Genomic DNA, 18823 nt, shown 5'->3' with positions numbered 1-18823 from the left:
GGTTTAGCCTTCTCCTCTTTCCGCCAGGTCACGGGCCAAGTCTTGGAATAACGCGTGGAACAAATCCGTATCCGTGGGGCTCGCACCCACAACCTGAAGAACGTCAACCTCGACCTCCCGCGTCACAAGCTTGTCGTGATTACGGGCCTGTCCGGCTCGGGTAAATCGTCGCTCGCGTTCGACACGCTCTATGCGGAAGGACAGCGGCGCTACGTCGAAAGTCTGTCCGCTTATGCTCGCCAATTCCTGCAATTGATGGAGAAGCCGGACGTCGATCTGATCGAAGGCCTGTCGCCGGCGATCTCGATCGAGCAGAAAGCGACCTCGCACAATCCGCGCTCCACGGTCGGCACCGTCACCGAAATTCACGACTATCTGCGGCTGCTGTTCGCACGGGTCGGCACGCCTTACTGTCCGGACCACGAAATTCCGCTGGAAGCACAAAGCGTCTCGCAGATGGTCGACGCGGCGCTCGCGCTGCCCGAAGACACCCGGTTGATGATCCTCGCGCCGGTGGTGGCGGACCGCAAAGGCGAGCACGTCGAGCTGTTCGAGGAAATGCAGGCGCAGGGCTTTATCCGTTTTCGCGTCCGCTCGGGCGGCGGCACCGCCAATGAAGGCGTCGCGAAGATCTATGACGTCGACTCGCTGCCGAAGCTCAAGAAAAACGACAAGCACACGATCGATGTGGTCGTGGACCGGCTGAAAGTGCGCGCCGATATGAAGCAGCGCCTCGCCGAATCGTTCGAAACGGCACTACGTCTCGCCGACGGCCGCGCGATCGCGCTGGAAATGGATACGGACAAGGAGAAACTGTTCAGTTCGAAGTTCGCCTGCCCGATCTGCTCGTATTCGCTGCAGGAGCTGGAGCCGCGCCTCTTCTCGTTCAACAACCCGATGGGCGCATGTCCGGAGTGTGACGGCCTCGGCCAGATCACCTTCTTCGATCCGAAGCGGGTAGTCGCGCATCCGTCGCTATCGCTCGCGGCAGGCGCGGTGAAGGGCTGGGACCGGCGTAACCAGTTCTACTTCCAGATGCTGCAAAGTCTCGCGGCGTTCTACGAGTTCGACATCGACACGGCCGTCGAAGACCTGCCGGAAAAAGTCCGCAAGATTCTGCTGTTCGGTTCGGGCAAGCAGGAGATCCCGTTCTCGTACATCAACGAACGCGGCCGTACCTCCGTGCGCGAGCATGTGTTCGAAGGGATCATCCCGAATCTGGAGCGGCGTTACCGCGAGACCGATTCGGTCGCGGTGCGCGAAGAACTCGCCAAGTATCAGAACAACCAGCCCTGCCCGGCCTGTGCCGGCACGCGGCTGCGCCGGGAAGCCCGTTTCGTGCGGATCGGCTCGAACAGCGACGCGCGCGGCATCTTCGAAATCAGCGGCTGGCCGTTGCGCGACGCGCTGGGCTATTTTCAGACGCTGCGGCTCGAAGGCTCGAAGCGCGAGATCGCCGACAAGGTGGTCAAGGAAATCGTCGCGCGCCTGATGTTCCTGAATAACGTCGGGCTCGACTACCTGTCGCTCGAACGCAGCGCGGAAACGCTCTCAGGCGGTGAAGCGCAGCGGATTCGCCTCGCCTCGCAGATCGGCTCCGGTTTGACCGGCGTGATGTACGTGCTGGATGAACCGTCGATCGGCCTGCATCAGCGCGACAACGACCGGCTGATCGCCACGCTCAAGCATCTGCGCGACCTGGGCAACTCGGTGATCGTCGTCGAGCATGACGAAGACATGATCCGCATGGCCGACTACGTGGTCGACATGGGTCCCGGCGCGGGCGAGCACGGCGGCATGGTGATCGCCGAGGGTACGCCCAAGCAGGTGGAGGCGAACGCAGCATCGATGACCGGGCAGTACATGTCCGGGGCTCGCAACATCGAATTCCCGGACGAGCGCAAAGAACCGGACGAACGGCGTCTGCGCATCGTCGAGGCGTACGGCAACAATCTGCAGCACGTCTCGCTCGATTTGCCGGTCGGCCTGTTGACCTGCGTGACCGGCGTGTCCGGTTCGGGCAAGTCCACGCTGATCAACGACACGCTGTACCACGCGGTCGCGCATCACCTGTATGGCTCATCCACCGAGCCCGCGCCGTACGAATCGATCGAAGGCCTGGAACATTTCGACAAGGTCATCAACGTCGACCAGTCGCCGATCGGCCGCACGCCGCGCTCGAATCCGGCCACCTACACGGGCCTGTTCACGCCAATTCGCGAACTGTTCGCGGGCGTGCCGGCGGCGAAAGAACGCGGTTACGAAGCAGGCCGCTTCTCGTTCAACGTGAAGGGCGGCCGCTGCGAATCCTGCCAGGGCGACGGCGTACTGAAGGTGGAAATGCACTTTTTACCGGACGTCTACGTTCCCTGCGACGTCTGCCACGGCAAGCGCTACAACCGCGAAACGCTCGACGTGCAGTACAAAGGCAAGAACATCAGCGAAGTGCTCGACATGACGGTGGAGAACGCCTACGAGTTCTTCAAGCCGGTGCCGGTCGTCGCGCGCAAGCTGAAAACCTTGCTGGATGTGGGTCTGGGCTATATCCGGCTGGGCCAGTCGGCCACCACCCTGTCGGGCGGCGAGGCGCAGCGCGTCAAACTATCTTTGGAACTGAGCAAGCGCGACACGGGTCGCACGCTATACATCCTGGATGAACCGACCACCGGCCTGCACTTTCACGACATCGCATTGCTGCTGGAAGTCATTCATCGCTTGCGAGATCAGGGTAATACCGTCGTGATCATCGAGCATAATCTCGATGTGATAAAAACTGCCGACTGGGTCATCGATCTCGGCCCTGAAGGCGGCGCCGGCGGCGGCCAGATCATCGCGCAAGGCACGCCGGAACAGGTCGCCAAGGCGAAGGCAAGTTTTACCGGCAGATATCTGGCGCCGCTGCTCAAACGCACTGCCAGCAGAAAGTAACGCAGCACTACACGGGTTGGAGACGGAATAAGCCATGGCCAAGCGGAATCAGGCGCGCGACGACGGGGAAGTGCAGGACCTACGCCCACGCCCCGTCAGGCTGACTAGCGACATGAGCCTGCCGAAGCTGTCGGCGGTCGAAATCGGCAGTTACGTGCTGATGCTGTTCGGAATGTGGGCGGTCATCGAACTGAAGCTGCTTGGCGCGTTGCTGGCCGGGCTGCTCGTGTTTCAACTCGTGCACACCATCGCACCGCGCATCGAACGGCACATGTCGAGCCAACGCGCGCGCTGGCTCGCGGTGGTGATCCTCTCGTCGGTCATAGTCGGCGCACTGACGGGCTTGACGCTCGGCATCATCGAGCATTTCGAGAACGACGTGCCGAGCGTGCAGAAACTGCTCGACCAGGCGATGCAGTTGATCGACCAGGCGCGCGGCCGGATTCCGCAATTCATCGCCAACTATCTGCCGGTCGACACCGAGCAGATGAAGACCAAGGCGACCGAACTGATGCAGACGCATGCGAACATGCTGCAGCAAAGCGGCAAAACCGCTGCGCGCGGCTTCACGCATATCCTGATCGGCATGATCATCGGTGCGATCATCGCGGTCGGCGCGCAGCAGCATATGCAACGGCTGCCGCTGTCCACTGCGTTCGTCACGCGCGTGACCCGTTTCGCCGATGCCTTCCGCCGCATCGTATTTGCTCAGGTCAAGATTTCCGCGATCAACGCGACGTTCACCGGTATCTTCCTGCTGGTGATCCTGCCGCTCTTTCACGACACACTACCCCTCTCCAAGACGCTGGTGCTGGTGACGTTTATCGCCGGCTTGCTGCCGGTGATCGGCAATCTGATCTCGAACACGATCATTGTCGCGGTGGCGCTCTCGGTGAGCTTCCCGGCGGCGATCATGTCGCTGATATTCCTGATCGTGATTCACAAGCTCGAATACTTCCTGAATGCGCGCATCGTTGGCGGTCAGATCGAGGCGCGCGCGTGGGAACTGCTGATCGCGATGCTCGTGATGGAAGCCGCGTTCGGTCTGCCCGGGGTGGTCGCGGCGCCGATCTTCTACGCGTACATCAAGCGGGAATTGATTTATCTGCGGCTGGTGTGAGCGGCAAGGTCGTACCCTGATATTGCACCCGTCGAGATCGCTCCGGTAATGCCGCTCGAATGGCGCTCCTGATATAGCGCGCCGAAGGTCGCCTTGAGATCACGCGTGATGCGGGCATCCAACGCCAGCAACGACGCGCTTACGGGAAACTTGCAGTCGGCGGCACGATTCCATAAGATGAGAACAATTCCCATTCTCACCGTGTCTTTGCTGTGATATCCCTTCAGAATCCCCGCGGCTTGTCGCCAACTCGTCTATGAGGCGGCAGTTCGTCCGCCTGCACCGCTGGTTCGGTGTCGCCATTGCGCTGTTTCTGTTCATTGCCGGCCTGACTGGCGCGATCATCGCGTGGGATCACGAACTCGATGCGGCGCTGAACCCGACGTTCTTCAAAGCGCGCACCGCCGGCCCGGCCCTGTCGGGGCTCGAGTTGGCACGTCGCGTCGAAGCGGCTGATCCACGCCTGCAGGTCACGTATCTGCCGCTCGAAGCTGAACCCGGCCACACGTTGCAAATGATGGTGCTGCCGCGCACCAACCCCGCCACGCAGCAGCCCTACCCGCTCGACTTCAATCAGATCGCCGTCGACCCCGCCACCGGCGATATGCAAGGGCGCCGTGAATGGGGCGCCGTTTCGCTCGCACGGCTCAATCTGATTCCGTTCATTTACAAGCTGCACTACACGCTTCATTTGCCGTTCACCGGCGGTATCGATACCGGCACGTGGCTGATGGGCATTGTCGGGATCGTGTGGCTGTTCGATAGCGTGATCGCGCTGTGGCTGTCGTTTCCGAGCCTCAAGGCATGGCGCAAGTCGTTTGCGTTCCGCATGGGACGTGGCGGCTATGCGCTCACCTTCGATCTGCACCGCTCGGGTGGCGTGTGGATCTGGGGCCTGCTGGTGATCGTCGCGCTGACGTCGATATCGATGAATCTGTCGTCGCCGGTCGTGCGGCCCGTCGTGTCGCTGTTCTCGACGCTCACGCCTGATCCGATCAACAACCCCGAAATTCTGCGCAAGCCTCAGCCCGGCGATCAGGTCCTGAGTCGCGAGCGCATTGTGCAACTGGCCGAGCAAGCCGGTGAAGCACACAACCTGAAGGTGCCGCCGGGCGGCGTCTACTACGCGGAACTCCTGCACGCCTACGGCGTCGGCTTCTACGCAGCAGGCAACGATCACGGCGATCTGGGCCTCGGCAATCCGTGGATGTATTGGGACGCGGCCACCGGCAAGCCGCTAGGCGCGCAGATTCCCGGCAAAGGCACGGCCGGCGACATCTTCATGCAGGTGCAATTCCCGCTGCACTCCGGACGCATTCTCGGTCTCGGCGGGCGGATTGCGATTAGCGCGATGGGGATTGCAGTCGCCGTGCTGAGCGCAACGGGACTGCTGATCTGGCTGAAGAAACTGAATGCGCGCCGCCGCTCGGCACACAATGCACGGCTCGCAGAGGGCGCGCGGGAGGCGGGCAGGACCGCGATGCGGTCCTGATCCGCTATTAGCGAAACACCACGGTCTTGCTGCCGTTCAACACGATGCGATGCTCGACGTGCCACTTCACCGCACGCGCGAGTGTCACACATTCGACGTCGCGGCCGATCGCCGTGAGTTGCTCCGGCGTCATGCTGTGATCCACCCGCGCCACTTCCTGCTCGATGATCGGACCTTCGTCGAGATCCGTCGTCACGTAGTGCGCCGTTGCGCCGATCAGTTTCACGCCCCGATCGAACGCCTGGTAATACGGCTTCGCGCCCTTGAAGCTCGGCAGGAACGAATGGTGAATATTGATCGCGCGGCCGGCGAGGGATTCGCACAACTGCGGCGACAGAATCTGCATGTAGCGCGCAAGCACCACCAGATCGACTTGATGCTCGTTGATCACTTCGAGCACGCGCGCTTCCTGCGCGGCCTTCGCATCCGGCGTGGCGCCCATCAGCGGAAAGTGATGGAACGGAATGTCGTAGCTGGCCGCGAGCTGATAGAACTCCTTGTGGTTCGAGATGATCGCCGGAATCTCGATACCCAGTTGACCGGTGCGATAACGGAACAGCAAGTCGTTCAGGCAATGGCCGATCTTCGACACCATGATGACGACGCGCGGCTTCACCGAAGCATCGTGCAACTCCCACCGCATGCCGAACTGCTCAGCTAGCGCCGCGAACGACGTACGCAACGCGTCCAGGCCCGGATCGCCGCCCACCTGCTGGAAATGCACGCGCATGAAGAACTCGCCGGTGCGGCTGTCGCCGAACTGCGCGGAGTCGAGAATATTGCTGCCTCGCTCGAACAGAAAGCCCGAAACCGCGTGGACGATGCCGGGCCGGTCGGCGCACGACAGTTTGAGGATAAAGCTGTGATCGGTCGACATGACCTGGGTGACTCCCTTCTTCAGTGCGTGATGTGTTCGGTATGTCCTGCTCGATGCTGCGTGCAACGGCGTGACCCGGCTGCTTCGTCGCTCAGGCGCCTGACTGGCGCTCGCGCTTATCCAAGCGCCGGTGGCGCAAACAGCGCCTCGATGCCCGGACACGCGTCTTCGTCGATCCAACGGCGGCGCAGCAGGCAATCCAGCGTGGCGAGACTCGCATCCACGGTCATCGCGCCTTCCTCGATCCAGCGCGCTACTTCGTCGATGCGCGCGAGCCGATGTTCGCCCACTTCCCCGTCCTGATTGCGCGGCGCGAAATCGGCCGGCAGCGCGAGGTCGTAGATAAAAATCTGTTCAGCCTGCGTGCCTTCCGGCAACGATTGCAGCACATGCGCGGTTCGACCGGCCGTGGCACGCGCGGCGATCGCCTCGGGAATACCGGCTTCTTCCCTGCACTCCTTGACAATCGTCGCCTCGACGCCGAAGCCCCAACCGATCCCGCCCGCCACGACATTGTCGAGCATGCCCGGGTCGGTTGCCTTGGTGTCGCTGCGGCGCGCGATCCACAATTGCGGGGCGCCCTCCGCATATTCTACGACGCCGTTCAGATGCACCGCGTAGGTCATCGTGCCGAAGAAGCGCGACGCCGCGCGTTCGATGTACGCGAGCGGTGGCGCATCGAACGCATTGCGGATCGCGTAAGTCTCGTTACGCCAGCCAGGAATCCGGCCCTCGGCAGCCAGCGCGCCGATCACGGAGCCGAGCGCCGCGCTGCGCAGATCGACAGTGTTGAACGCCGGCGCGAGCGTCACGCGCCGGTGTTCAACACTGTCGATTTCAAATACATCGGGCCAGCGCGCGAGCAACGGCACATCGGTCGAGCGAATCCAGCCAACCTGCTCGGCATCGATCCAGAACGGCAGATGCGCTTGAGCGTCGAAGTGACGCGCGGCGGTGATGCAAGGCAAAGTCATTTAAAGCTCCAAACTGTTCTTCTGGCGCACCCGGTTACCGGCGCTCGCGCGGCCGCTCATTGCGTCGCTTGAGCGGCCTCACTCACATCAATCACGCAAGGCGACGCGAATCCCGATCGCGATAAAGGTCGCACCAGCGAGCCGGTCGAGCCACACACCCACGCGCGGCCGGCGCTTCAGCCAGCCGCCGATCATCCCCGCGCACACGCCGAACAGCGAAAACACCACCACGGTCTGCAACATGAACAACACGCCGAGTTCGAGCATCTGCACCGTGACGCTTTGCGTGCCGTGCGGCTGCACGAATTGCGGCAGGAACACGACGAAGAACAGCGTCACTTTGGGATTCAGCAGATTGCCCAGCACGCTTTGACGGAACACCGCCTTCAACGGTTGCGGCGCGCGCTCGTGCGCGGTGGCGAGACCCTGGCTGCGCAGCGCCTTGATACCGATCCAGACCAGATACGCGGCGCCGGCCAGCTTGATCACCTCAAACGCAACCGGCGACGAACGCAGCAGCGCGGCCACGCCAAGCGCGGCGAGGGTGGTGTGGAATGTAATGCCGGCCGCAAAGCCGAGCGCGGCGACGAGGCCCGCCGCGCGGCCTTGCGAGATACCGCGCGCCAGCACTTGCAGATTATCGGGACCGGGCGCCATGGTGATCGCAATCGAGGTCGCGAGGAACAACAGGAAGTTGGGCATCGTTCTTACCTTCGTTGTGTGCAGGAAGACGTTCGCATGCAGCGATCAGTGGCCGCTGAATTCAGTCACGGTGTAAAGCGGCAGGCCCCCGTTGCGCAGCAGGGCCGAGCCGCCAAGGTCCGGCAAATCGATGATCGCCGCGCCTTCGACCACCACCGCGCCCAGCCGCTCGAGCAGAACCTTGCCGGCCATCATCGTGCCGCCGGTGGCGATCAGATCGTCGACGATCACGACACGGTCGCCCGGCTTGCAGGCGTCCTCGTGAATCTCGACGGTGGCGGTGCCATATTCGAGCTCATAGGATTGCGCGACCCGCTTGTACGGCAGCTTGCCCTCCTTGCGGATCGGAATGAAGCCGAGGTTCAGCTCGTAGGCCAGAATCGGCCCGATGATGAAGCCACGCGCATCCAGACCCGCGACGTAATCGAGCTTCGCGTCGATATAGCGCTGGACGAACAGATCGATCAGTACGCGCAACGACTTCGGCTCCTGCAGGAGCGGCGTGATGTCGCGAAACTGCACGCCCGGCAGCGGCCAGTCGGGCACCGTGCGAATGTGGCTTTTGATGTAGTCGGCCGCATCGAGCGGCGCGCTCGCGAGCGCGTTGGACATGATGTCTCCGGATGGACCTCGGCAGGTCCGATGAAATACGAATTCAGGTGTGGTCGGCGAGATACGACTGGCTCGGGCGCTACCGCCAATGCAACGTCAATGCAGCACCGGCCCAGCACCAACCCGGCGAGATCATGCCACGCAAACCTTACGCGCTAGGCGGCCGCCGCGCCCGCCCGGCGATGCTTGGAAAGCCGCTCTTCGGCCTCGGCAAGCCGTTCGGGCAGACCGCGCAACACCACGATATCGCTCGCGCGCAGCTTGGTGGACGGATCCGGTTCGACGCCGCGAATGCCGTGGCGCCGGATTGCCGTCACCTCGACACCCAGATCGAACAGACCCAGCTCCGCCAGCGTGCGGCCTACTGCGTCCGCGTTTTCGTCGACCGGCACCGATTGTAGCCGCACCTGTTCGTGGCCGTCGTCGTCTTCCATGTCGTCCGCGCCGTGGAAATAGCCGCGCAACAGCGCATAGCGCTCGTCGCGCATTTCCTCGACCCGCCGCACCACGCGCCGCATCGGCACGCCCATCAGCACCAGCGTATGCGAAGCCAGCATCAGACTGCCTTCGACGATTTCAGGAATCACCTCGGTCGCGCCGGCGGCCAGCAGCTTTTCCAGGTCGGCGTCGTCGACGGTACGAACGATCACCGGCAGCGTGGGTTCCAGCTCGTGAATATTGTGTAACACGCGCAATGCCGACGGAGTGTTCGCGTAGGTAATCGCGATCGCCGCCGCGCGATGGATACCGGCGGCCAGCAGCGATTCGCGCCGCCCCGCATCGCCGAACACCACCGATTCACCCGCCGCCGCCGCGGCCTGCACACGATCGGGGTCCAGGTCCAACGCCACGTACGACAGCCCCTCGTGCTCCAGCATGCGCGCCAGATTCTGCCCGGCCCGGCCATAACCGCAGATGATCACATGACCGCTTTGCTTCAGGCTCTGCGTCGCGATACGCGTCATCTGCAGGGACTGCATCATCCATTCCGTCGACGACAGCCGCAGCACGATTCGATCCGCGTTCTGGATCAGGAACGGCGCGGCCAGCATCGAGAGCAGCATCGCCGCGAGAATCGCCTGCAACAGGGTGGCGTCGACGAGATGCTTGTCGAGAATCAGGTTCAACAGCACGAAGCCGAACTCGCCGGCCTGCGCGAGGCCGATACCGGTACGCATCGCCACACCCGGCGACGCACCGAACAGGCGCGAGAGCCCGGTCACCATCACCGCCTTCAGCAGGATCGGGCCGACCAGAAAGCCGAGCACGATGAACGGGTGCTCCCAGACCACGCGCGGATTGAGCAGCATGCCGGTCGTGATGAAGAAGAGGCCGAGCAACACGTCGCGAAACGGTTTGATGTCCTCTTCCACCTGATGCCGATAAGGCGTTTCGGCGATCAACATGCCGGCGATAAACGCCCCGAGCGCAAGCGACAAGCCGAATTTGTCCGTGATGAACGCCGCGCCGAGCGTGACCAGCAGCAGATTGAGGATGAACAGTTCCTGCGAACGGCGCCGCGCCACCACGTTGAACCAGCGCGTCATGAAGCGCTGGCCCACGATTAACAGCAAGGCGAGAGCCACGACGATCTTGATGGCCGCCACCCCGAGCGCGCTGACGATATCTTTCGAATCGCCGCCCAGCGCGGCAATGACGATCAACAGTGGCACCACGGCCAGATCCTGGAACAGCAGCACCCCGAAGATATTGCGGCCGTGCTCCGTTTCGATTTCGAGCCGCTCGGCCAGCATCTTGCTCACGATCGCCGTGGACGACATCGCCAGCGCACCGCCCAGCGCGACGCTCGCTTGCCACGTGATATGTACCCAGCGCTCCAGCACGAAGCCGAGCGAGACCGCCACCGCAATCGTGCCGATCACCTGCAGCAGACCAAGGCCGAACACAAGCCGGCGCATGGAGCGCAGTTTCGAAAGCGAAAATTCCAGCCCGATGGAGAACATCAGAAACACAACGCCGAATTCGGCAAGATTCTGCGCGCCCACCGAATCCGGAACCAGACCGAACGCATGCGGCCCGACGACGATGCCGACCGTCAGATAGCCGAGCATCGGTGGAAGATTCAGGAAGCGAAAGACCACTACGCCCGCCACCGATGCCAGCAGCAGGAACAGCGTCATTTCGAGCGGGGAAATCATCGGCAAAAACGCATCGGTAAAGCGTCCTCGTTCGTCAGCGGAACCGCGCACGCCAAACGCCGTGCGACAAGGTTGTGGGGCCGTTAAAGACAGTAATAAAGGCAGTGGCTAGGGACAGCAGGCCCGGCGCGGCGAACAAGCGCCTTTGCTATACTCCGCGAATGATAGCGAAAATCAATGGCGACCGGGCGCTCGCGCTCGCTCGCGACGTGCTCGACATCGAAGCGGACGCCGTGCGCGCGCTTCGCGATCAACTCGACGATGGCTTCGTCGGGGCGGTCGACTTCATCCTGGGTTGCCGCGGACGCGTCGTCGTTTCCGGCATCGGCAAATCGGGCCACGTGGCCCGCAAGCTCGCGGCCACGCTCGCCAGCACCGGCACGCCGGCGTTCTTCGTCCACCCGGCGGAAGCGAGCCACGGCGACCTCGGCATGGTCACGGCAGACGACGTGTTCCTCGCGCTGTCCAATTCCGGTGAAACTGAAGAACTCGTGGCGATCCTGCCGCTCATCAAGCGGCTCGGCGCGAAGCTGATTGCCATGACGGGCCGCCCGTCATCGAGTCTCGCACAACTCGCCGACGTGCATCTGAATTCTGGCGTGTCAAAAGAAGCCTGTCCGATGAATCTTGCGCCGACCGCCAGCACCACCGCCGCGCTCGCGCTCGGCGATGCGCTCGCGGTCGCGGTTCTGGACGCACGTGGCTTTGGCCGCGACGACTTCGCCCGCTCGCATCCGGGCGGCGCGCTCGGCCGGCGCCTGCTTACTTATGTCCGCGACGTGATGCGCACCGACGACCAGGTGCCGAAGGTGACGCCTGACGCAACCGTACGCGACGCGTTGTTCCAGTTGACCGCCAAGCGCATGGGCATGACGGCGATCGTCGATCGCGACGATCGCGTGACCGGCATTTTCACCGACGGCGACCTGCGCCGCGTGCTGGAACGTGACGGCGATTTCCGCGAACTGTCGATTGCCTCGGTGATGACCGCCGGCCCGCGCACGATCGGTCCGGATCAACTTGCTGTCGAAGCCGTGGAACTGATGGAGCGCCACCGCATCAATCAGATGCTGGTCGTCGACGAAGCAGGCAAGCTGATCGGCGCACTCAACATGCACGACCTGTTCTCGAAGAAGGTGATCTGATGCCCGCCGCCGCCCTTACCGCCACTGAACGCGCAAGCCGCGTCAAGCTGATGATTTTCGACGTCGACGGCGTGCTGACCGACGGCGGCCTGCTGTTTACGGCGGAAGGCGACACGATGAAGGCGTTCAACTCCATGGACGGCCACGGCATGAAACTGCTGCGCGAGGCCGGCATCGAGACGGCAATCATCACCGGGCGCAAATCGGGCATCGTCGCGGCGCGGGTGAAGGAAATGAATATCTCCCACGTCTATCAGGGCGTGCAAGACAAACCCCAGGCGTTTGCCGACCTGCTCAAGCAAACCGGCCTGACCGCCGAACAGTGTGGCTACATGGGTGACGACTGGGTCGACCTCGGCGTGATGCTGAAAGTCGGCTTCGCGGCGGCGCCGGCCAATTCGCATCCTGAAGTGATCGCGCGCGCCCATTGGGTCAGCGAGGCGCGCGGCGGCCACGGCGCGGCGCGGGAGGTCTGCGACACCCTGCTGCGCGCGCAGCACAAATATGACGCATTGCTCGCGGCAGCCTGTAGCGGCGAACAGCGAGGCCTCGTCGGATGAATCAGTTTCGCTGGACCTCGCTGATTCCGCTCGTCGCGATGGCGGCGCTCGCCGGCATTACGTGGTGGCTTCTGCAGGCCACGCTGCCGCGGCCAAACGAAAACCTGGTGCGCCCCAAGGAGCACACGCCCGACTATTTCGCGGACAACTTCTCGGTATCCGAACTGGACCAATCGGGCTCGACGCAATACCGTCTGACCGCCCAGTCCCTGATCCATTACGAGGATGACGAGCTGAGCGATCTGGTCAAGCCGGCCATGCGAGCGTTCCAGCCCGGCAAGCCGATTGTCACCGCGACCGGAGACACCGGCACGGTGAACGGCGACGCCTCGATCGTCAATTTGTACGACAACGCGCGTATCGTGCGGGCCGCCGGCAACGGCGATCCGCAGATGCAGGCGGATTCGCAGCATTTCAGGGTGCTGGTCAACGACGATGTGATCGAGACCGAAAAGCCGGTTAAACTTCAGCGCGGCATGTCTGTAATGACTGCCAGCGGCATGAACTACAACAACGTCACCCGGGTGATGCAGCTGTTCGGCAATGTGAAGGGCGCGATTGCCGCGTCCGAAGGCTCCGCCAGCTCGCCCAAGCAACCCGGGTAATCCATTCCAGGCGTGACTGCATGAACGAATCGTTCCCCCGTTTTGACACCGGCCGCTCGCGCACCCTGTCCGCGTGTCGCGCCGGACTCGCTGCGCTGCTCGTCGCGTTGCCGCTTGCCGGCTTCGCGCCGCTTGCGCACGCCGACCGCGCCGACAAGGACAAGCCGCTGAACGTCGAAGCGGACAACATGACCTACGACGACCTCAAACAGGTCAACATCTTCACCGGCCACGTGGTCGCCACCAAAGGCACGATCGTGATCAAGGCCGATCGGGTCGAAGTAACGCAAGACCCGCAGGGCTATCAATACGCCACCGGCACGTCGAGCGGCGGCAGTCTGTCGTATTTCCGCCAGAAGCGCGAAGGCCTCGATGAATACATTGAAGGCACGGCCGTTCGTATCGACTACGACGGCAAGCTGGATCTGACCACGCTCACTACCAACGCCACCGTGAAGCGCCTGCAAGGCCTCTCGACGGTGATGGATCAGGTGCACGGCAGCGTCATCACGTATGACGGCCAGAACGACTTCTACACCGCGAAGGCAGGCAAGGACGTCGCGAGCCCGGGCAATCCGACTGGCCGCGTGCGCGCGATGCTGTCGCCACGCAATGGCGGCCCCGTGCCGTTGAACGGCGCGTCGGCCACGCTCGCGCCGTCCACTACGATCCAGGGAGCACCGAGCCAGTGAGTTCCTCCGCGTCCCTCCCCAATCGCAAACCGGCCGGCACCAGCAGTTCGCTGGTGATCCGTAACCTGAAAAAGCGTTACGGCTCGCGCACCGTCGTCAAAGACGTCTCGCTCGACGTGAAAAGCGGCGAAGTGGTTGGCCTGCTCGGCCCGAATGGCGCCGGCAAGACCACCTCGTTCTATATGATCGTCGGCCTCGTGCCGCTCGACGCGGGTGAAATCGATCTGGACGGCAAATCGATCAGCTTGCTGCCGATTCACAAGCGCGCGTCGCTGGGCTTGTCGTACCTGCCGCAGGAAGCGTCGGTGTTCCGCAAGCTCACCGTCGAGGAAAACATTCGCGCGGTGCTGGAATTGCAGCACGAAGACAACGGCAAGCGGCTCAGCAAAGACACCATCACGAACCGCACCGAGGCGTTGCTCGACGAACTGCAGATCGCTCACCTGCGTGAGAATCCGGCGCTGTCGCTGTCCGGTGGCGAGCGCCGGCGGGTTGAAATCGCACGTGCGCTGGCCACCAATCCGAGCTTTATTCTGCTCGACGAACCGTTCGCGGGTGTCGATCCGATCGCGGTGCTGGAAATCCAGAAGATCGTCAAATTTCTGAAGCAGCGCAATATCGGCGTGCTGATCACCGACCACAACGTGCGCGAGACCCTCGGCATTTGTGACCACGCCTACATCATTAGCGACGGCAGCGTGCTGGCCGCCGGCGCGCCGAGCGACATCATCGAAAACGAAAGCGTGCGGCGCGTCTATCTGGGCGAACACTTCCGCATGTAAGTGCACAAGGGATTACCGGCGATGCGAGCGCGCACCCGCCGGCCCCCTTGCGGCATCCCCACATCAGCATTTTTGACCTGGGCCGTCCCGCGCCCAGCGCCGCCGAAAACGGGCGCACGCGTAATTGCGAATGTCGCAATGTATCGCGGTCGTGGCAAACTCTCTACAATGAATCTCAACTTGCCATGAAAGCCAGCCTCCAACTCCGCCTATCGCAGCATCTTGCGCTGACCCCGCAACTGCAGCAGTCCATCCGGCTGCTTCAGCTGTCTACGCTCGAACTGCAGCAGGAAGTATCAATGGCGATCTCGCAGAATCCGCTCCTCGAAAACGAGGACGACTGGATCGCGAGCCCCCTGCGCGTGGCGGCCGACGGTTCGCTGATCGCCCAGGCTCCCAATTCCTCCCCGCCGCCCGACCAGATGGGCGGCAATGCTTCGTCTTCGTCCACCAGCAGCGAGCGCGCCGATAATGGCGAGCCGCAGGGTGTGGACGAATACAACGGCCTCGCAAGCGACAGCAACAGCGAAGCGTCGCAATGGAACCTCGACGACTACGGCCGCTCCGGCAATGCCTCGGACGACGACGATCTGCCGCCGCTGCAAATCCACGAATCGAGCACCTCGTTGCGCGATCACCTGATGGCGCAACTTCGCGTCACGCAGGCGAGCCAGCGCGACCGCGCGCTCATCACCTTCCTGATCGAATCGCTCGACGACGACGGCTATCTCGCCGCCACGCTCGACGAAGTGCTGACCGATCTGCCCGACGAGCTCGAAGTCGATCTCGACGAAATGAACGCCGCGCTCGCGCTGCTGCACAGCTTCGACCCGGCTGGGGTCGGCGCGCGCTCCGCGTCGGAATGTCTCAAGCTTCAATTGCTGCGGCTCGACCCGTCGCCTACACGCACGCTTGCGCTCGACATCGTCGCCCATCATCTGGAACTGCTCGCCGCACGCGACTTCACGCGCCTGCGCAAGCATCTGAAGGCGAATGACGACGATCTGCGCGATGCGCATAGTCTGATCCGCTCGCTCGAGCCGTTTCCCGGCGCCGCCTACGGCAAGGCGGAAGCGGACTACGTCGTGCCGGACATCATGGTGCGCAAAACGGCACAGGGCTGGCAGGCGGAGCTGAATCCGGAAGTCGTGCCGAAGCTGCGGATCAACCACCTTTACGCGAATATTCTGCGCAATAACCGGGGCGATCCGGGCAGCGGATCGTTGCGCCAGCAACTGCAGGAAGCACGCTGGCTGATCAAAAATATCCAGCAGCGGTTCGAGACGATCCTCCGGGTCGCGCAAGCTATTGTCGAGCGCCAGAAGAGCTTTTTTGTTCATGGCGAAATTGCCATGCGCCCCTTGGTTTTGCGAGAAATTGCTGATACGCTGGGCCTACACGAGTCAACTGTCTCGCGTGTGACAACCGGTAAATACATGCTGACCCCATTCGGGACGCTTGAATTTAAGTACTTCTTCGGATCACACGTTTCGACTGACACGGGCGGCGCGGCCTCTTCCACGGCCATTCGCGCGCTCATCAAGCAACTGATAGGAGCGGAAAACCCGAAATCTCCTCTTTCAGACAGCCGCATAGCCGAACTGCTGGCGGAACAGGGCTTCGTGGTCGCACGGCGTACCGTTGCGAAGTATCGCGAAGCACTCAAGATTCCGGCAGTCAACCTGCGCAAGTCTCTGTAGCCCGCCGCCTCCCGCGACGGGCATTTACCGGCCGCTCCGCTGTTGGCGGACAGGCCGGCCGATGCGACCTGCCAGAAGTCAGTCACCGGGGGGCGACTCAGGCAAGCCGACAGATCGACCGGACCTTCGTCATCGTGCGGAACAAGCGGCCTCTAGCTTGGAGAAGCACTATGAATCTGCAGATCAGTGGACACCACCTCGAAGTAACGCCTGCGTTGCGCGAATACGTGATCACCAAACTGGATAGGGTGCTAAGACATTTCGATCAGGTAATCGACGGCAGTGTGGTCCTCTCGGTCGACAACCATAAGGAAAAGGAAAAGCGTCAAAAGGTTGAAATCAACCTGCATCTCAAGGGTAAGGATATCTTCGTCGAGAGTTGTGACAGCGATCTCTACGCTGCGATCGATCTGATGATCGACAAGCTCGACCGGCAAGTGATACGCCACAAAGATCGCCTGCAAGGCCATCAGCACGACGCGATCAAGTACCAGCCGGCACCGCTACTGGATGTGCCGCCGCAATAAGGAAGATTAGAAGGCTTTTTTACATTCCTTCGTTTTCCCCATTTGCTGTTATTTGCCCAGCCAAACCGCCCGAGACCGGGCGGTTTTTCGTTTGTGGGCAGCTTTCTCGCCCAGCGGCACAGATCGGATCAATCCTGCGAAGAAACCCACGATGCATGGATGGCGCGCCGCACCATCCATGGCTACCCTGTTCTATAATGTTCCGGTTACCATCGGGGTCAAGCTAGCTCAAACGGAAAACGGTCGGCCGGAGTCCTGTGCTTTCGGACTCCAACGCACGTCGCCGTGAGCATCAAACGAATGGAACACCACTCAAACGCCCCAGCGAGGAGAACCCAGGCCACGTTTTCGCCTGTCAACATGAATCGTTTAGCCAAATTTCTTCCCCTCGAGAACGTCGTCGTCGGACTATCGGTCACCAGCAAGAAGCGCGTATTCGAGCAAGCGGGCCTGATCTTCGAGAACCAGAACGGCATCGCCCGTAGCACGGTCACTGACAATCTGTTTGCGCGTGAGCGCCTCGGATCGACGGGGCTCGGCGAAGGCGTCGCGATTCCGCACGGCCGGATCAAAGGCTTGAAGCAACCGCTCGCCGCGTTCGTCCGGCTTGCCGAACCCATCCCCTTCGAATCGCCCGACGGCCAACCGGTCTCGCTGCTGATCTTCCTGCTCGTGCCCGAGCAGGCCACCCAGCAGCACCTCGAAATTCTTTCGGAAATCGCCCAGTTGCTGTCCGACCGCGAAGCCCGCGAGCGCCTGCACACGGAAGAAGACCGCGAATCGTTGCATCGTCTGCTCACTCAGTGGCAACCTTGATGCATCGGCGGTTATCCGCACGTCGCTTATTCACCCGGCGTCCCGTCTGCATGCGGGTACAGCCAGGCAAGGCGCGCGGTCCGCGTTAGCGTGGCCGCATCCTTCCCCAAGCAAGCGGTCCACACGGGAGTCACTGACTCATGGATACGTCCAGCATCAACGCCCAAAGCATTTTCGACGACAACGCCGCCACGCTGAAGCTGAGCTGGCTGACGGGGCATGAAGGCTGGGAGCGCGGCTTTTCTTCGGAATCGGTCGCCAATGCCACGTCGAGCGCCGACCTCGTCGGCCACTTGAACCTGATCCACCCGAACCGGATCCAGGTGCTCGGCGACGCCGAAATCGACTACTACAAGCGCCAAACCGACGAAGACCGCTCGCGCCACATGGCCGAGCTGATCGCGCTGGAGCCGCCGTTTCTGGTGGTGGCGGGCGGCGTCGCGGCGCCCCCTGAACTGGTGCTGCGCTGCACGCGCTCGTCCACGCCGCTGTTCACCACGCCAATGTCAGCCGCTGCGGTGATCGACAGCCTGCGCCTCTACATGTCGCGCATTCTCGCGCCGCGCGCCACGCTGCACGGCGTGTTTCTCGACATTCTCGGCATGGGCGTGCTGCTCACCGGCGACTCCGGTCTCGGCAAGAGCGAACTCGGGCTGGAACTGATCAGCCGTGGCCATGGCCTCGTTGCCGACGACGCGGTGGATTTCGTGCGCCTCGGCCCGGATTTCGTCGAAGGGCGCTGCCCGCCGCTGCTGCAAAACCTGCTCGAGGTACGCGGTCTCGGCCTGCTCGACATCAAGACGATCTTCGGTGAAACCGCAGTACGCCGAAAAATGAAGCTGAAACTGATCGTGCAACTGGTGCGCCGTCCCGACGGCGAATTCCAGCGGCTGCCGCTGGAAAGCCAAACCGTCGACGTCCTCGGCTTGCCGATCAGCAAGGTCACGATTCAGGTTGCGGCCGGCCGCAACCTCGCGGTGCTGGTCGAAGCGGCTGTGCGTAACACGATCCTGCAACTGCGCGGCATCGATACGCTGCGCGACTTCATGGATCGCCAGCGCCTCGCCATGCAGGACCCGGACAGCCAGTTTCCCGGCAAATTGATCTGAATCCGCGGCACCCCGTGGCGCCG

General features: G+C 62.5%; 18 protein-coding genes. 12 read left to right on the top strand and 6 right to left on the bottom strand.

Translation table 11 applies throughout. The annotated features are described in order from the left end of the window. Window positions 1-54: 54 nt before the first annotated feature. Both uvrA and PQR67_RS08750 read left to right on the top strand, forming a co-directional pair. Window positions 55-2928, top strand: a complete 2874-nt coding sequence (gene uvrA, locus PQR67_RS08755; protein ID WP_408457109.1) for an excinuclease ABC subunit UvrA — start codon at window positions 55-57, stop codon at window positions 2926-2928. Window positions 2929-2962: 34 nt separating this feature from the next. After that, entirely contained in the window at window positions 2963-4048 is a 1086-nt protein-coding gene (locus PQR67_RS08750) for an AI-2E family transporter (RefSeq protein WP_408457106.1), read from the top strand. Here PQR67_RS08750 and PQR67_RS08745 read toward each other — a convergent pair. After that, entirely contained in the window at window positions 4030-4242 is a 213-nt protein-coding gene (locus tag PQR67_RS08745) for a hypothetical protein (RefSeq protein ID WP_408457103.1), read from the bottom strand. The genes PQR67_RS08750 and PQR67_RS08745 overlap by 19 nt on opposite strands. A gap of 62 nt (window positions 4243-4304) precedes the next feature. On the opposite strand from PQR67_RS08745, the gene PQR67_RS08740 reads away from it, so the two are divergent. Further along, the gene (locus tag PQR67_RS08740; protein WP_408457100.1) at window positions 4305-5540 is read left to right on the top strand and encodes a PepSY-associated TM helix domain-containing protein; all 1236 of its coding nucleotides are present in this window, start codon (window positions 4305-4307) and stop codon (window positions 5538-5540) included. A 7-nt stretch (window positions 5541-5547) separates the two neighbouring features. Here PQR67_RS08740 and purU read toward each other — a convergent pair whose 3' ends face one another. The 5 genes from purU to PQR67_RS08715 all read right to left on the bottom strand — a co-directional run bounded on the left by purU (window position 5548) and on the right by PQR67_RS08715 (window position 10864). Then, the gene (gene purU, locus PQR67_RS08735; RefSeq protein ID WP_408457097.1) at window positions 5548-6417 is read right to left on the bottom strand and encodes a formyltetrahydrofolate deformylase; all 870 of its coding nucleotides are present in this window, start codon (window positions 6415-6417) and stop codon (window positions 5548-5550) included. Window positions 6418-6533: 116 nt separating this feature from the next. Continuing rightward, the gene (locus PQR67_RS08730) at window positions 6534-7391 is read right to left on the bottom strand and encodes an NUDIX hydrolase (RefSeq protein WP_408457095.1); all 858 of its coding nucleotides are present in this window, start codon (window positions 7389-7391) and stop codon (window positions 6534-6536) included. A gap of 87 nt (window positions 7392-7478) precedes the next feature. Continuing rightward, window positions 7479-8093 (bottom strand): LysE family translocator, encoded by a 615-nt coding sequence (locus PQR67_RS08725; protein WP_211608712.1) that lies wholly within the window; start codon window positions 8091-8093, stop codon window positions 7479-7481. 45 nt (window positions 8094-8138) lie between these two features. Next, a complete protein-coding gene (locus PQR67_RS08720) occupies window positions 8139-8705 on the bottom strand; it encodes an adenine phosphoribosyltransferase (RefSeq protein ID WP_408457091.1) in 567 nt (188 codons plus the stop codon). A 155-nt stretch (window positions 8706-8860) separates the two neighbouring features. Then, on the bottom strand, window positions 8861-10864 hold the full coding sequence (locus tag PQR67_RS08715; protein WP_408457207.1) for a monovalent cation:proton antiporter family protein: 2004 nt from the start codon (window positions 10862-10864) through the stop codon (window positions 8861-8863). A gap of 161 nt (window positions 10865-11025) precedes the next feature. Between PQR67_RS08715 and kdsD the strand changes: the two genes are divergently transcribed. The 9 genes from kdsD (at window position 11026) to hprK (ending at window position 18800) form a co-directional block, all read left to right on the top strand. Next, window positions 11026-12009 (top strand): arabinose 5-phosphate isomerase KdsD, encoded by a 984-nt coding sequence (kdsD, locus tag PQR67_RS08710; protein WP_408457089.1) that lies wholly within the window; start codon window positions 11026-11028, stop codon window positions 12007-12009. Then, entirely contained in the window at window positions 12009-12569 is a 561-nt protein-coding gene (locus PQR67_RS08705) for a KdsC family phosphatase (RefSeq protein ID WP_408457086.1), read from the top strand. The genes kdsD and PQR67_RS08705 overlap by 1 nt, the downstream gene beginning before the upstream one ends. Beyond that, the gene (gene lptC / locus PQR67_RS08700; protein WP_408457084.1) at window positions 12566-13174 is read left to right on the top strand and encodes an LPS export ABC transporter periplasmic protein LptC; all 609 of its coding nucleotides are present in this window, start codon (window positions 12566-12568) and stop codon (window positions 13172-13174) included. Before PQR67_RS08705 ends, lptC begins: the two co-directional genes overlap by 4 nt. A gap of 20 nt (window positions 13175-13194) precedes the next feature. Beyond that, window positions 13195-13866 (top strand): lipopolysaccharide transport periplasmic protein LptA, encoded by a 672-nt coding sequence (gene lptA, locus PQR67_RS08695; protein WP_408457082.1) that lies wholly within the window; start codon window positions 13195-13197, stop codon window positions 13864-13866. Next, on the top strand, window positions 13863-14648 hold the full coding sequence (gene lptB, locus PQR67_RS08690; RefSeq protein WP_408457079.1) for an LPS export ABC transporter ATP-binding protein: 786 nt from the start codon (window positions 13863-13865) through the stop codon (window positions 14646-14648). The genes lptA and lptB overlap by 4 nt, the downstream gene beginning before the upstream one ends. 185 nt (window positions 14649-14833) lie before the next feature. Continuing rightward, on the top strand, window positions 14834-16348 hold the full coding sequence (locus PQR67_RS08685; RefSeq protein WP_408457077.1) for an RNA polymerase factor sigma-54: 1515 nt from the start codon (window positions 14834-14836) through the stop codon (window positions 16346-16348). Window positions 16349-16518: 170 nt separating this feature from the next. Beyond that, window positions 16519-16875, top strand: a complete 357-nt coding sequence (hpf, locus tag PQR67_RS08680) for a ribosome hibernation-promoting factor, HPF/YfiA family (protein ID WP_028199089.1) — start codon at window positions 16519-16521, stop codon at window positions 16873-16875. Window positions 16876-17175: 300 nt separating this feature from the next. Further along, on the top strand, window positions 17176-17691 hold the full coding sequence (locus PQR67_RS08675) for a PTS sugar transporter subunit IIA (RefSeq protein ID WP_074285509.1): 516 nt from the start codon (window positions 17176-17178) through the stop codon (window positions 17689-17691). Window positions 17692-17831: 140 nt separating this feature from the next. Beyond that, window positions 17832-18800: an HPr(Ser) kinase/phosphatase gene (hprK, locus tag PQR67_RS08670; protein ID WP_007179412.1), complete on the top strand. Its 969-nt coding sequence runs from the start codon at window positions 17832-17834 to the stop codon at window positions 18798-18800. The last annotated feature ends 23 nt before the right edge of the window (window positions 18801-18823 follow it).

This window comes from Paraburkholderia fungorum (assembly GCF_046026025.1).
Taxonomy (GTDB): domain Bacteria; phylum Pseudomonadota; class Gammaproteobacteria; order Burkholderiales; family Burkholderiaceae; genus Paraburkholderia; species Paraburkholderia fungorum_E.
Note: the sequence above shows the minus strand (reverse complement) of the source record. Positions and strands in the feature narration are given on the sequence as shown.